Source organism: Hydrotalea flava (genome assembly GCF_001623405.1).
Taxonomy (GTDB): domain Bacteria; phylum Bacteroidota; class Bacteroidia; order Chitinophagales; family Chitinophagaceae; genus Hydrotalea; species Hydrotalea flava.
Window position 1 is genome coordinate 1 of record NZ_LUHG01000041.1, and the last position, 14,752, is coordinate 14,752.

General features: G+C 36.5%; 14 protein-coding genes and 1 pseudogene. 2 read left to right on the top strand and 13 right to left on the bottom strand.

Translation table 11 applies throughout. From position 1 onward, the window contains the following. From A0F92_RS03545 to A0F92_RS03575, 8 genes and pseudogenes are all read right to left on the bottom strand, one after another. Positions 1 to 362: DUF1016 N-terminal domain-containing protein (locus tag A0F92_RS03545; protein ID WP_253810114.1), on the bottom strand; the 362-nt coding region annotated here is incomplete at its 3' end. Between the two features lie 23 nt (positions 363 to 385). Continuing rightward, positions 386 to 1,750, bottom strand: a complete 1,365-nt coding sequence (locus A0F92_RS03550; protein ID WP_068241766.1) for a tyrosine-type recombinase/integrase — start codon at positions 1,748 to 1,750, stop codon at positions 386 to 388. Positions 1,751 to 2,146: 396 nt separating this feature from the next. After that, entirely contained in the window at positions 2,147 to 2,938 is a 792-nt protein-coding gene (locus A0F92_RS15765; protein ID WP_253810116.1) for a DUF2452 domain-containing protein, read from the bottom strand. Between the two features lie 61 nt (positions 2,939 to 2,999). Then, positions 3,000 to 3,352, bottom strand: a pseudogene (locus A0F92_RS03560) (YhcH/YjgK/YiaL family protein). After that, complete coding sequence (locus tag A0F92_RS15920) at positions 3,333 to 3,455, bottom strand: hypothetical protein (protein ID WP_262490027.1); 123 nt, start codon at positions 3,453 to 3,455, stop codon at positions 3,333 to 3,335. Before A0F92_RS15920 ends, A0F92_RS03560 begins: the two are co-directional and overlap by 20 nt. Then, on the bottom strand, positions 3,455 to 5,272 hold the full coding sequence (locus tag A0F92_RS03565) for a BamA/TamA family outer membrane protein (protein ID WP_068241770.1): 1,818 nt from the start codon (positions 5,270 to 5,272) through the stop codon (positions 3,455 to 3,457). The genes A0F92_RS15920 and A0F92_RS03565 overlap by 1 nt, the downstream gene beginning before the upstream one ends. Before the next feature lie 208 nt (positions 5,273 to 5,480). Beyond that, positions 5,481 to 6,002, bottom strand: a complete 522-nt coding sequence (locus A0F92_RS03570) for a DUF2911 domain-containing protein (RefSeq protein WP_317038886.1) — start codon at positions 6,000 to 6,002, stop codon at positions 5,481 to 5,483. After that, positions 5,999 to 6,835, bottom strand: coding sequence for a polysaccharide deacetylase family protein (locus tag A0F92_RS03575; protein ID WP_068241774.1), 837 nt, complete (start codon positions 6,833 to 6,835; stop codon positions 5,999 to 6,001). Before A0F92_RS03575 ends, A0F92_RS03570 begins: the two co-directional genes overlap by 4 nt. A gap of 155 nt (positions 6,836 to 6,990) precedes the next feature. Here A0F92_RS03575 and A0F92_RS03580 point away from each other — a divergent pair, with 155 nt between their 5' ends. Continuing rightward, the gene (locus A0F92_RS03580) at positions 6,991 to 7,902 is read left to right on the top strand and encodes a sugar phosphate isomerase/epimerase family protein (RefSeq protein ID WP_068241776.1); all 912 of its coding nucleotides are present in this window, start codon (positions 6,991 to 6,993) and stop codon (positions 7,900 to 7,902) included. A gap of 43 nt (positions 7,903 to 7,945) precedes the next feature. On the opposite strand, the gene cysM is transcribed toward A0F92_RS03580, so the two are convergent. Further along, entirely contained in the window at positions 7,946 to 8,827 is an 882-nt protein-coding gene (cysM, locus tag A0F92_RS03585) for a cysteine synthase CysM (protein WP_068241784.1), read from the bottom strand. Between the two features lie 150 nt (positions 8,828 to 8,977). After that, positions 8,978 to 10,303, bottom strand: a complete 1,326-nt coding sequence (gene ahcY, locus A0F92_RS03590) for an adenosylhomocysteinase (RefSeq protein WP_068241786.1) — start codon at positions 10,301 to 10,303, stop codon at positions 8,978 to 8,980. Between the two features lie 119 nt (positions 10,304 to 10,422). Here ahcY and A0F92_RS03595 point away from each other — a divergent pair, with 119 nt between their 5' ends. After that, the gene (locus A0F92_RS03595) at positions 10,423 to 10,923 is read left to right on the top strand and encodes an Lrp/AsnC family transcriptional regulator (protein WP_068241788.1); all 501 of its coding nucleotides are present in this window, start codon (positions 10,423 to 10,425) and stop codon (positions 10,921 to 10,923) included. Positions 10,924 to 10,964: 41 nt separating this feature from the next. On the opposite strand, the gene A0F92_RS03600 is transcribed toward A0F92_RS03595, so the two are convergent. From A0F92_RS03600 to A0F92_RS03610, 3 genes are read right to left on the bottom strand one after another with little or no spacing between them, the layout of a single operon-like run. Further along, positions 10,965 to 11,459 (bottom strand): GNAT family N-acetyltransferase, encoded by a 495-nt coding sequence (locus tag A0F92_RS03600; protein ID WP_068241791.1) that lies wholly within the window; start codon positions 11,457 to 11,459, stop codon positions 10,965 to 10,967. 6 nt (positions 11,460 to 11,465) lie between these two features. Further along, entirely contained in the window at positions 11,466 to 12,074 is a 609-nt protein-coding gene (locus A0F92_RS03605) for a phosphatase PAP2 family protein (protein WP_068241793.1), read from the bottom strand. 31 nt (positions 12,075 to 12,105) lie between these two features. Further along, positions 12,106 to 14,742, bottom strand: coding sequence for a valine--tRNA ligase (locus tag A0F92_RS03610; RefSeq protein ID WP_068241796.1), 2,637 nt, complete (start codon positions 14,740 to 14,742; stop codon positions 12,106 to 12,108). Positions 14,743 to 14,752 lie beyond the last annotated feature (10 nt).

Consider the following 14,752-nt stretch of genomic DNA (forward strand, 5'->3'; position numbering starts at 1 on the left):
GTCGCCAGTGCCGAACTAATTGAAAAACCCTCTCCGGAGCTTGCCAGCCCAATTTGGTTCGACGCCGTCGAACCAATTACCAAATGGGGTGCATAAGCCTCTGCAAACAGCCTTATCTTTTTGAGGTTTCCCGGCGAAAATCCCTTTAATCCGGGTAGCTCTTTTTGCAGGTCAGCCGAAATTTGGTCAAGCACTTTGGCACCCCATTTTTGGGCCTTTATCTTCTCTGAAATCATCAAACCAGTTTTAAAATATAGCATCAGTTGCTCCTGGTTGGCCAGCCTGGCTGCCACATACCGGCTTTGCACAATTTGTTTTTTTAGAGAGTGAATAAACTCTACATAATTTTTATCAATTTTCATAACCGTCATTTTAAGATTAATAATTATTCCATCAAATCTGCTTGCAGCAATCGTTCTTTTTTAAAGGAAGTAAGCCGTTGTGCAAACTCTTTCTTCACATCTTTATCAAAACTGTCAAGGTAGTTTTCAGTCGTTTTCAAATCAGAATGCCCAAGTGCTTCCTGTATAAATTCAGTACTGGCACCAGAACGTTTCATAACTGTGGAGAAAGTATGCCTTGCTACATAAGTTGTCCATTTTTTATCAATACCTAAATTTTTGAAAATACGTTTCATCCAATCGTTGATAAAGCCAACAAAGTTTTGTACTAGTTCATACTGCCGGAGTGGAGATAATCCATGTTCCAGTATCGGAAACAGATAATTATTGGGGGCTTTATTTTTATTGCCCCTTCGTTCAATTATTTTTTTCATGTCATCGGTGAGAAAAATAGTAATAGGCTTGGGGTCGCTTCGTAATGACCGTTCCGTTTTTGAACGTTCAAAAGTGAGGTAGTCCCCATCAATATTTTTATGCTTCAGGCTGGCAATATCTTTTGGATTCATGCCATTACCGAAATAACTGAATAGCCAATAGTCCTTTGCCTGTTGCTCACCCATTAATTCAGGGTTGCATTCATAGAAATATATTTTTTCAACTTCTGACAGTTCAAGTGCTTTCTTTACATTTTTTGATGTTGGGATTCTATATTTACGTTTGCCAAATGGATAACATTTTTCTCTTTTAATGATACCGTCTTCTATTGCCTCATTAAAGAGGGCCCTGAGTGGTCGTAGATATATCCCGATAGTAGTTTTCGATATATCTTGGTTTTTCAACCAGTTCTCATACTCTTTGAGGTATGTAGTTGTAATAACAAAAAACGGCACATCTCCCCTGAATTTCCTTAATGAAACATAACTACAGTGATAATTAATAGCGCTGCTTATTCTGCCTTCACGAATTAATTGCTTAATGTATTTTAGATAGGAATAAGAAATTAGCCCAGGCTTACCAGCCGTCTCAATAAATAGCGGAATTTTTTTGTAAAAGGGGGAGTAATCAAATTCATCACCATTTGGAGTAATTACTTCTGTTTTGAAATTTCTTTGGCGAAAATTTGTATTGCCCCTTATAAAATCCTTTTCAAACTCTGCAAAATTAAAGGGCGTTAATTCTTTTACGGCATTCTCAGTCTTTCTTTCGATGTCTTTTAACTTATCCCTTATGGGCTGTAATTCGTTACTGATTCTTGAAGCAGGTAGTTTTTCCCATTCTTCTTTTGCCAGGTCAAATATTGTTTGATAATATTCGGTTACACGTTGAAAAGTTACCCTTAATTTTACAGGGTACTTATCAGTTTTTTTCATCCTCCGTGTATCAAGGATGATAGAAATTGTAGTTGACATAATTTATGATTTTACATTATCACCATTCATTCTCACATCATAAATCACGAATGGATTTGCAAACAATTTGCAAACAAACAGGTATTAAAACAGCATTTGCTGTTGTTAAAACAGAAAAGCAAATCTCATGCAATAAACTGAAATCAAATGATTTAGAATAAAACCGGTTAAAGCAGATTAAATGAAGAAAAGAATATTTTCCAACTACGGATCAAAAGGTTTCAGGTTTGAATCCTGACGGGGTCACCAAAAATTTAAAGAGGCTGTATCAAAAGTGCTATGCAGCCTCTTTTTACTCGGTAAGAGGGGATTGGAGAAAATTTTCGTTTATGCAAATCTCAGCCCCTTCATTTTACTTTTGATACATCCTCTTTTTTTGTATCAATTATTTAGGTTTCAGGCTACTTCGACCCAGGTATGATCGGCTAATAACTGCACAGATGCCACAAATTGTTTAAAGGGCCCACTGCCCGCCCACTCCCTGGGTGCAACCAATGACAATAAATAATTACCATCTTTTTTCTCATATAAATGATACACCTGTCCAATTTGTGGTTTGAAGTTGATTTGGGCATCATAAATCATTAAACTTAATTCCCTGCGTTTTCTGATTTCCTGAGCCTGTCTGGCAAGTAATTCAATTTGTTGTTTAATTTGCTCTAACTGCATATTGGTTTGTTCTTCCATTGCAGTTAATGCTTTATGTTTAATCATTCCTTGTTTGGTTGGTTGAATGGCTACACTGCCCACTGATGAAGCATAAGGCAATACACTCATTTGTTTGTGATATACCTCTTTATTCACAAATGCAGCGCCGTTAGTAGTAATGCCCTCATAAACCAATTCAAGAAACCCATTTGATAAAATGCGATGTAGCACAGATAACACCTGAGCTTCATTTTTATAAAAGGTATGAATTAGCGTGGAGGTATCGGGTATAACTGCTGTTACGGTATCTGCTAATTCCTGGTATTCACAGGGTTGCAGGCTACCATCAGGAACTACCGAAAACTGTACATAATAGGCTTCATTTTCAACTGTAATCCAGTTCATACTAATTTGAAGCGATTTTCCATTTAAAATAGATTCTATTTTGTAATTGCCGCTTTTGGGTACAATTCCGAATTCGTACACACATTTTTCAGGAAATAATTGCCAACCGGCTAAAAAATTATACGCTTGTACCATTGCTTACGCTATTCATTTTTAAATTGTAATGATTACAATTGCAACTCCAATTTGTTGCGAATTATAATTTCACTTTGATAACAATTTTTTTTATAAAAGATTTTTCATGTAAGTAAATGCCCGGCATATGTATATCAGCAGGAAAAAAATAGCAAACATACCCTGCTCTAATATAGAATAAAAAGAAGGAGGTGTTTGATAGGTTATACAATCATTGGCAACATCCAATAATTGCTGCTCGGGCTGTTGGTTTAAAAAACAATACCCAATCTGCTCTTTCCCACTAATAATATAATGTATATCGGTATAAACAAGATGCGATTCCAAACACTCCTTTTCTGGCAACACTGTTTCATACGAGTTGACCAGTGCAAAAATAGTATTGCCACTAATTTCATATTTCCCATTGGGTATATTTTCTAAATGCGGGTTGTTTTAAAAATGCAATAGCATCTAATAAATGCTGTTGAAAATTATAATTAGGTATATTGTTTAAATAATCAATAATCATCCACATTAATTTACGGTTACAAAATCGGGTTTTTTAATATACTGACTGTTATATTTGAATTGTAAATTAGATTGAATGCCAATATTCCAAGGCGACATGCCGACTGTAGTTCTGGGAAAATACTGAATACGCAATTCAATGGTACCAAAAACTAAGTTTTCATTTCTGGTTCGTACACCTCCACCCCAGGCGGTATATACATCACCATAACTAAACCCCTGCCCTATTGGTTTTAAATAAGAAACATTTCCAAATGCAAAGGGTGCAAAACTAAATCCAAAAAATTTCCAGGTATTGTAAAAAACAGATTCGCAACTGCCGGTTGCACGACTTGAACCATTGTAACCAATAATATTATTAAAAGAAGGGATACCAAAAGCACTGTTTACCCGTAATGATTCATTTAAAAAAGTATTAATTTGTTGTGTAAAACTACCATTAATAAAATGCCGCACTAACCATCTGCTATTACCCAACCTTCGTAACCTTGAAAACGATTCTAAACTCGCTAAAAAACTAATGTCCTGAAAATTTCCATCATTAAAATAACCACCAAATTTTAGTTCATAATTGAAAAAGGCCTGTTTGGGTGTAACCACATATTTCTGCAAATCGAAGCCGGCATAAGGACGGGTGTAACCTTGTTTATTAGTCCATCCGGCCAATGCTGATACATTATATCCGGATGGAATATCTTCATTTCGGCCAAAGCCATAAATAAAGTTAGTTCTGTAATAATCTTGTTTAAACCGGGTAAATGCCCCCAACACACTTACCAAATTGGCATATTGAAAATTGTATTGGGTTTCATAAATATTGGGTATTTCTAAAAAATCATTTTTCACCAACCGAAGTGCTACAAAATCTTTGGTTTTTCTGGAAGTAGTTTCATGCAATAATCTTCTTGCAGAAATATTATAGCCGGCCCATAAATCGTATGAGGCATAACGATACTTAAAGTTTGCATTATACAATGAATCGTTGATGTATTGATTGGTGGTATAATGCAATGCTGCGTTAAATGAACCCGTCCATAAAGCGTACGGACTCACCAATGGCAAATCCAGTGACGAATAAACAGTAGTTTCTTCTCTTCTACCACTGTTAAAGGCAGGTGCATTGCCCTGATAGCCCATTGTAATATTAGCAAATGTATGCGCAATATTTCTGCGCACGTATTCCATACCAAATGCGTATCTGTTGCGCCTGTTTAAATCGTACAGGTTTTCTATTTTCACTCGTTGCCCATCACCCAGAAAATTTTCATCCTGTACTTCTGCATAAACACTGTTGCCACTGCCCGCATCACCGGAGCCACTAATAGAGAATACATCTTTATAAAATACGGTAAGATCTACTGAATCATCGTTGGGAGAAATTCCGGTAATCTGAATTCTGGCATCCTGCAAATAAGGCTGGTCGCGCAAAAAACGTTCATTATCAGCAACCAGATAAGGAGAAAGCTCCTCTCCCGCCTTAAAGAATAAATTATTGTTGATAAAAGTTTTTCTTGTTTTACGGTGAATGGAATTTCCAATTTCATCAAACAAATTCTTTTTTTTAATGGCAGTATCATTCACCGATTCGCCAAAACGCACATTTACAATATTAACACTACGAATGATAGCACCCCGGTACAAAGCAAATGGTGTAATGTTATTGATGGTAACAATTGCAGTATCTTCCGAAACAGGATTATTGTTGGTAATGCTTTTCACCAATTTTTCAAACAACCCTTTTTTGGGTGTTAAAAACTGCAAAGTAGTATCCTCAACCGATTTTTTTTCCTGCGCAGAAGATGCTGTACCTATGCAAAGCAGCATACATATACATAGAATATAGGGACTTATATGATGCTTGTTAAGCCGCATTTGCTGGGTTGGTGATTTGTTTATAGCCGGGCAATATAACCATTAGAAAGTTAAGATAAATAATAAAGTTCATCAAAATTATAGGATGGCGTTGCCTACAACAGCTTATAAAAAAAACTCCGGATTAATCACCGGAGTTTTAAAAATATGGATATCACAATTATTTAACCATAAATCCGACCTGAATATTACCCCATAACAAAGCAACTTCACCTGACTTATTGATTGTAAAAGTCATTCTTTCTGTCAATGCATGCTGCATTGGCTTTACCTGAATGCGCATTACATCATCCTTTTGATTATAAATGGTTCCCCACTGATTCCAAGATTTATTCAATATAATAGTCCATCCATTTGCTCCTGGAATACTATATAAACTATATTTTCCTGCTTTCAGTGCTTTACCATCAATCATAACATCTTTATTTACCTGAAATACAGTGGCTTCGTTTGCGCCGGTGCGCCATATTGCACCAAAAGGTGCAATATCTATGCCAATGGTTCTTCCTTTTATTGCGGGTTGGCTATAATCAATTTGAATGGTTACTCCAGAATTGGTTGTAGTAGTAACGGTAGCAGGCGGACTTGGTCGCTTGCTTTTATCCTGAGCACATGCTTGTAAACTAATAAAAACAGTGCTGAATAGTGTCGAAAATAAAATTAATTTTTTAATATATGTTATTTTTGTTGAACAATTGGATAATGATCAATGGTTTCAAAAACGTTGCGTGGATCTAGCTTAAGTAGTTGAATAAATGTTTTCAAAGAATCAACGTATTGTTGTTTGGCAAACATTCTGTCATGTGCCAATATCACCATGGTATTGGGCTGATTGGTGTAACCAATATCAAATTTATCATTAACATCTTTGGCCAAAGCAGTTGCACTTTGTTTAGGAATATTGCCTTTAATGAATTGCCATTCTATATCCCAACCAATAATTTTGTAGCCCAATGAATCTAATCTACCTGCCACTTTTTCACTGGTTTTAGGCCCTCTAAATTCGCCATTACCTGCCCAGGTATTTCTACCCGGAAGTCTAACAATTTTTAAAGGAATTTGCATATCCTGCTGTGCTTTTAAAATATCGTTCACGGCACTATCAATATGCGTATAATAAAAATTATAATTATCTCTGAATGCATGGGTATAACTATGGTTGGCAACTAAAAATTCAGGATAGGCTTTTTTCAAACTGTCTAAAATCCTTTTACGCAATGGGTCAATATTATAATGTGCGGCAACAGAAAAAAAAGTTGCTTTTACACCCTGTTCTCTAAATGTACGGGCACAGTTTTGTGTGCCGGGTGGTTGTGGGGAATCGTCCCAGGTTAAAAAAATGTATCGCTTGGAACTGTCGTAATGAATAGGTGTTCCCGGCACCATGGTATTAACTACCGCTTTTTTTTGTGTTGAATCGGCAGATTTGGATTGCTGAGAACCGTTATTACATGAAAATAGGAACAGGCTGCCCAGGCATAGAGTGATACTAAATAAAAATTTTCCTGACACCATAAAAAGATTTGAGTAATGAAGTGAAATTGTATAATGAAAATGATTGTGTAAAAATATTCAATTCAAAATATTTATACCTGTTAAAGATAGCATGTGGATAGTTAAAAAAAAATCCATAATTTTAGAACATTACAAATCATTCTAAAAAATTGCTTATGCCAACCTCAAGAAGAAAGTTTTTATATACCAGTTCAATGGCGGCCATTAGCGCAGCTGTATTACCCAAATACGTAACCGGATTATTGACAGGAAATCCATTTATTACCGGACTACAGCTTTATTCGGTTCGTGATGACATGAAACTAAATCCACTTCAAACATTACAACAATTGGCTGCAATGGGCTATACACAAGTGGAGCATGCGAATTATATAGAAAGAAAATTTTATGGCTATTCGCCAAAAGCATTTAAAAAAATATTGAGTAATCTGGGAATGAATATGCCCAGTGGACATACTGTTTTACAGCCCAAACATTGGGATGGGGGGAAAAAAGATTTTACCAAAGAATGGAAACATACCATTGAAGATGCTGCCATTGCAGGCCAGCAATATGTAATCAGTCCCTGGTTAGATGATTCTATGCGTACCAATATAGATAGCTTAAAAAGTTTTATGGATGTTTTTAATAAATGCGGTATGCTGTGCAACAGATGGGGATTGAAGTTTGGCTATCACAACCATGATTTTGAATTCAAAGAAATTACACCGGGCACCACCATCTATGATGTAATTCTTCAAAATACAGACCCCAACCTCGTAATTCAGCAATTAGACATGGGTAACCTGTACAATGGCAATGCCACTGTTATGTCCGTTTTACAAAAATATCCGGGTAGGTTTGCTTCCATGCATGTAAAAAATGAAATTAAAGCTACAGATGGCAAAGAAATGTATGAAAGTAGTTTGCTTAATAAGGGCATTGTACCGGTAAAAGAAGCCATTGATTATGGTAAAGAAAAAGGTGGTACCCATTTATTTATTATTGAACAAGAAGCCTATCAGGGTAAAGCACCTTTAGACTGTGCAAAAGAAAATTTAGCCATCATGAAAGGTTGGGGTTATTAAAAGTTGAACTCAATTTTAAATACCCCAACAACATATTTTTTAATTAATCGAATAAATCGGAAGAAAGATAACGATCACCACGATCGCAGATAATACAAACAATTACCCCCTTATCTAATTCTGCAGATAGCCGGTATGCAGCATGAACCGCACCACCACTGCTCATACCGGCAAAAACTGCTTCCTCTCTTGCCAATCGCTTCGCCATAATACGGGCATCTTTCTCATCAATATCCATTATTCTATCTACCCGGCTCTTGTCGAATATTTTTGGCAAATAAGCTTCCGGCCATTTACGAATGCCTGGAATTTTAGACCCATCAGTAGGCTGACAACCTACAATTTGTATGCTTGGATTTTTTTCTTTCAAAAACCGGGAAACACCCATAATCGTTCCGGTAGTACCCATTGATGATACAAAATGAGTAACTACTCCTTTTGTATCGCGCCATATTTCCGGGCCTGTGGTAGCGTAATGCATTTTATAATTATCCGGATTGGCAAATTGATTCAACATTAAATAGCCACCTTTGGCCACCTGAGCATTGGCATAATCAATTGCTGCTTCCATGGAACCGGACTTTGGTGTAAGAACAACTTTAGCGCCATATGCCTGCATAGTTAAAACGCGTTCACGTGTAGCATCTTCGGGCATCACTAATTCAATTTCCACATTAAATAATCGTGCAATCATAGCCAATGCAATTCCGGTATTGCCACTTGTAGCTTCAATCAATTTTATACCCGGCTTTAATTCGCCTCTGTCAACTGCACCTTTTATCATACCATAGGCAGCCCTGTCTTTCACACTTCCACCGGGATTATTACCTTCTAATTTTCCGAAAATATGTACATTTTTATTTTGGGTAATTGATGTTAGTTCCACCAAAGGAGTATTACCAATACAATCTAAAATACCTGCCATAGTAAAATCATTAAAGGTTGCAAGTTCTGATAAACCGGCGAAAATGCAACCACTTCCATTTGCTAATTAAGAAAATTTAATATTGAAGTGTGCAACAAAAAAGCCTGCAGGTATATCCCACAGGCTTTTTTCTTTATCAATAAAGCAATTTTAATAACGATACATTTCTGTTTTAAATGGTCCGTTTTTAGGAATACCCAGATAACTGGCCTGCGTATCGGTTAAAGTATCTAAACGAACACCAATTTTGCTTAAGTGCAAGCGTGCCACTTTTTCATCCAATACTTTGGGCAACACATATACTTTGTTTTCGTATTGATCAGCATGGTTCCAAAGTTCAATTTGTGCCAGTGTTTGGTTAGTGAATGAGGCACTCATTACAAATGAGGGGTGCCCTGTTGCACAACCCAGATTTACTAAACGGCCTTCGGCCAAAACAATTACGTCTTTGTTTTCAATGGTATATAAATCAACCTGTGGTTTAATGGTGTTTTTGGTATGCCCGTAATTGGCATTTAACCAGGCCATATCAATTTCAATATCAAAGTGACCGATATTGCAAACAATGGCTTTATCTTTCATTTTACGAAAATGCGCCTCCGTAATTAAATCGCGACAACCTGAAGCGGTTACAATAATGTCAGCTTCTTCTACTGCTTCAATCATGGGTTTTACTTCGTAACCATCCATTGCAGCTTGTAAAGCACAAATAGGATCAATTTCAGTAACAATTACGCGGCACCCGGCACCTCTTAATGAGGCAGCTGAACCTTTACCCACATCACCATAACCACCTACAACGGCTACTTTACCGGCCATCATTACATCAGTAGCACGACGAATAGCATCTACCAAACTTTCTTTACAACCATATTTGTTATCAAACTTCGATTTAGTAACAGAGTCGTTTACATTAATAGCCGGAATAGGCAACGTACCTTTTTCCATTCGTTCATATAAACGATGTACACCTGTGGTAGTTTCTTCAGATAAGCCACGAATATTTTTAACCAATTCAGGATATTTATCTAACACCATATTGGTTAAATCGCCACCATCGTCTAAAATCATGTTCAATGGTTTGCCTGCACTACCAAAGAATAATGTTTGTTCTATACACCAGTCAGATTCTTCAACGGTTTGTCCTTTCCAGGCAAATACGCCAATACCTGCAGCAGCAATGGCAGCAGCAGCATGATCTTGTGTTGAGAAAATATTGCAGGAACTCCATTTTACTTCAGCGCCCAAAGCAACAAGGGTTTCTATGAGTACTGCTGTTTGAATAGTCATGTGTAAGCAACCGGCAATTCTGGCACCTTTTAATGGTTGTGAGGCTCCATATTCGGCCCTTAAAGCCATTAAACCGGGCATTTCGGCTTCAGCCAGTTTAATTTCTTTACGACCCCATTCGGCCAAACTTAAATCGGCAACTTTATAAGGCAATTTAAAATCAATTGCGTAAGTGGTATTTGACATATTAGCGTATTTTTTCCGTGCAAAGATAGTTGAGAAGAATAAAAAGCTTCGTTATTGCTATAAAATCAGGAAATTATTATACTTTTAATCATTATAACAGTATAAAAAACTGAAACAGTATGCAGGAAGCACAGAAAAAAGAACAAAAGAACATTTTACCAGATGGTTTAGACAAAATTGACTGGCAAATTTTACAATTGTTGGAATCCAATGCAAGAATGACGATTAAAGAAATAGCCGACAAAGTGCATTTAAGTACATCACCGGTTCATGACAGAATAAAAAAATTAGAACAATCCGGTATTATTCAGCAATATGTTACTTTATTAAATGCCGCCAAGGTCAATAAAGGTTTATGGGTAATTTGTTATGTATCATTAAAACAACACAATAAAAGTGCAGGATCAAAATTCATAAAAGCCATACAGACCATGCCTGAAGTGAAAGAATGTTATAATATATCAGGTGAATTTGATTTTATGTTGAAGGTGGCAGTAAAAGACATGGAATCATATTATGATTTTCATGTAAATCAATTAAGCGAAGCTGAAAACATAGGTCATGTACAAAGTGTGTTTGTTATGGGTATTGTGAAACAAACCCATACTTTATTATCGTAACTGATAAAAGAAATGCAATGAATGTTTCAGGATAAAATAATTTAATTGAGCTCAATTGCCATTACATAATCATTCATAAAATACCCATTTCCTATATCATTGTCTTCTTCTTTCAAAATCTGAAAACCCATTTTGGTATAAAACCCAATGGCTTTATTTTGTCGGTTTACATTTAAAATTAAGTTGGTAGCACCTGCTGATTTAACCTGATGAATGACTGTTTGTAAAAGCTGTTTGCCAATACCTGTACCTTGTGTTGCAGGCAGCATGTATAATTTTTGAAGTTTGTATTGAATTGGTGTAATAGCATTATAGGCAGCAAAGCCAATGATTTGCGCATCATTTACGGCCAATAAATAGGTATATCCTTTATTCATTTGCTGTATTAATTCATCCTGGCTATACATTAATTGCAGCATATAAGTAATTTGCTCTTTACTTAAAATTGTGCCATAAGCTTTGGGCCAGGTTGTAAAGGCAATTTGTTGAATCGCGGGAATATCGGCAATAGTCGCTTTTTGAATAACAGTGCTCATAACGCATTATTGTTTTGAACGAATCGTTTTTCGTTTTTGAAAATATTTTTCAGTGAGCCAATGGCTCAACAAAGCACTACCCGAACCTACTACCGCGCCAATTAATACATCGCTGGGATAATGTTCGCCTAAATATAAACGAGAATAACCCACAGCACTTGCCCATGCAAAAGCCGGTACCGTTATATACCATTTTTTAAAAGACAGTGCCAACCCCGTTGCATTGGAAAATGCTAAGGATACATGCCCTGATGGAAGTGAATATCCTGCTTCAGTAGCATCAAAAGGATGGATTAATTGTGGATAGGTAGTATAGGGTCTTGCTCTGTTTACAGATAATTTAATCAGTTCTGCAACACCGGCAGAAAGTATAACACCACTGCCCACTGCATAAGCTTTTTGTTGTAAAGAGGAATTACCCTCGATAGTTGCAACCAGCCAAATACCGGCAGGCACACCAATACTAACCGGATAAGCAGAACTGGTTGCACCCCGCCAAATAATATTATTGGGTTGTTGTGGATTGATGTTTTTCAAAATATTGATATCAATATTTTGAGCATTCACCTGGCATATACCGAACAACAAAACAGATAAAGGAAAATACTTTTTCATATTTTTTGATTGAGTGCCTGGCAAAAATTGTTTAGCTTAATGCCTGAAGTGATTCCTCAATGGTTTTAATTCTGGCCAAAGCATCTGTTTTTTTCTTTTGTTCAATAGCAACAACAGCCGGGGCCGCATTTTGAACAAATTTTTCATTGCTGAGTTTTTTCTCTACACTTTGCAAAAAATTCTTTTGGTATGCCAAATCTTTTAATAATGTGTCTTTTAATGTGTCATTATCTAATGCGGCTGTAGAAAGTATATAAAATTTATCTGTTTCAATGGCTACAACAATGGTATTGGGCACAGCACTTTCAACAATTGTAAATGAGGAAGCATTGATTTGCCTGCATATAATTTGCTGTATACTTCTAAAAACTTTGGGCTGATCTGTTTGTACAAGAACTTCAATCGCATCTTTGGGCTTTATATTGTTTTTTATCCGTGTTTCACGAATGGCTGTAATCACTTTTTTTAAAAACTCAGCTTCCTGTAAAATAATTGCATCATAATTTTTAGCAGGTGTAATTTGCTTTACACACAAATCATCTGTCCGATCTGCCAATAAGTGATAAATTTCTTCTGTGATAAAGGGCATAAAAGGATGCAGCAACTGCAATAATTCATCAAAAAATGCAATGGTTTTTTGATATACTTTGCTATCTATCGGCTTTTCAAAACCTGGTTTTACCCATTCCAGATACCAACTGCAAAAATCATCCCAAATGAGTGAGTAGATCACTTTCAATGCTTCACTTAATTTAAATTGAACCATTAATTGTTCTACTTCCAATTGAGCCTGTATCAATCTATTTTCAAACCAATGTAACGCAAAGGCATTGTCGTTAGATGTGTCTGTATGATCTGCAATTCTGCTTTCCCATAGTTTAATTAATTTGAGAGCATTCCAAATTTTATTATTGAAATTTCTTCCTTGTTCCAGGCTGCTTTCATCAAATAAAATATCATTGCCTGCAGGGGAAGCAATCATGATACCGAAACGCACTGCATCGGCACCATACATATCAATTAAACCCAGCAAATCGGGCGAGTTACCAAGACTCTTACTCATTTTTCTTCCCAGCTTATCTCTTACAATGCCGGTAAAATAAACATTGTTAAAGGGTTTTTTATCCATGAACTCGAATCCAGCCATTACCATTCTGGCTACCCAAAAGAAAATGATTTCAGGTGCAGTTACCAAAGTGTTGGTGGGATAATAATATTGAACCTCTTCATTTCCCGGTTTACTGAGCCCTTTAAACACTTCAAAAGGCCATAGCCAAGATGAGAACCAGGTATCTAAACAGTCTTCATCCTGAACAACATCTTCCGGTGTAAGTTGTGGATTTTTTTGTTGTAATTGTATGAAAGCATCCTGCGCATTTTCTGCAACTGCAAAATTGCCTTGCTGATCATACCAGGCCGGTATGCGATGCCCCCACCACAACTGCCGACTGATGCACCAGTCTTTGATATTGGCCATCCAATGATGGTATAAATTTTTAAATTTTACAGGATGAAAACAAATATCATCTTCCATTACAGCTTGCAATGCCGGTTCGGCCAGCTCTTTCATTTTTACCCACCACTGCAAACTTAACCTTGGTTCTACTACCACATCTGTTCTTTCTGAATACCCTACTTCACTGGTATAATCCTCCGTTGAAACAATATGGCCGGCATCAGTTAATTTTTCTACAATCATTTTTCTGGCTTCAAACCTGTCTAAGCCCACTCCTATTTGCGCAGCTTCGTTTAAAGTACCATCTTCATTCAAGATATCAATAACAGGTAAGTGATGTTTTTGTCCCAACATATAATCGTTGGCATCATGCGCCGGTGTAATTTTTAATGCACCTGTACCAAAATCCATTGCCACATAAGCATCTGTTATAATTGGAATTTCGCGATGTATTAAAGGAACAATGGCTTTTTTGCCATGATAATACCTGTAACGTTCATCATCGGGATGTACACAAATGGCCACATCGCCCATAATGGTTTCCGGCCTTACAGTAGCAATGGTAATATATTCCTGCGTAAGCCCATCAGTGTTAGCAAGTGCATACCTGATATAATATAATTTTTGACGGGTTTCTTTTCTGATTACTTCTTCATCACTTAATGCAGTTTTTGCTTTCACATCCCAGTGTATCATTCTCTGTCCGCGATAGATGAACCCTTTTTGATATAAATCGATAAATACGCGGATAACAGATTTATAATAATCATCATCCATTGTAAATGTGGTTCGGTTCCAATCAACACTACAGCCTAATTTTTTAAGTTGCTCCAATATAATACCGCCATATTTTTCCTTCCATTCCCAGGCATATTCTAAAAATTTATCGCGAGATAAGGTAGATTTTGCAATACCCCTTTCCCGCAACATAGCCACTACTTTTGCCTCAGTTGCAATTGATGCATGATCAGTACCCGGCACCCAGCATGCATTTTTACCCTGCATTCTTGCCCTTCGTACCAATATATCTTGAATGGAATTATTTAAACAATGCCCCATGTGCAAAACACCGGTAACATTTGGTGGAGGCATCACTACAGTATATGGTTCCCGGTCATCGGGTTTACTATTAAAATAACCTTGCTCCATCCAATGGGTATACCATTTGGTTTCTATCGCTCCCGGAATAAAATTTTTACTTAATTCAAACATACATTTACAA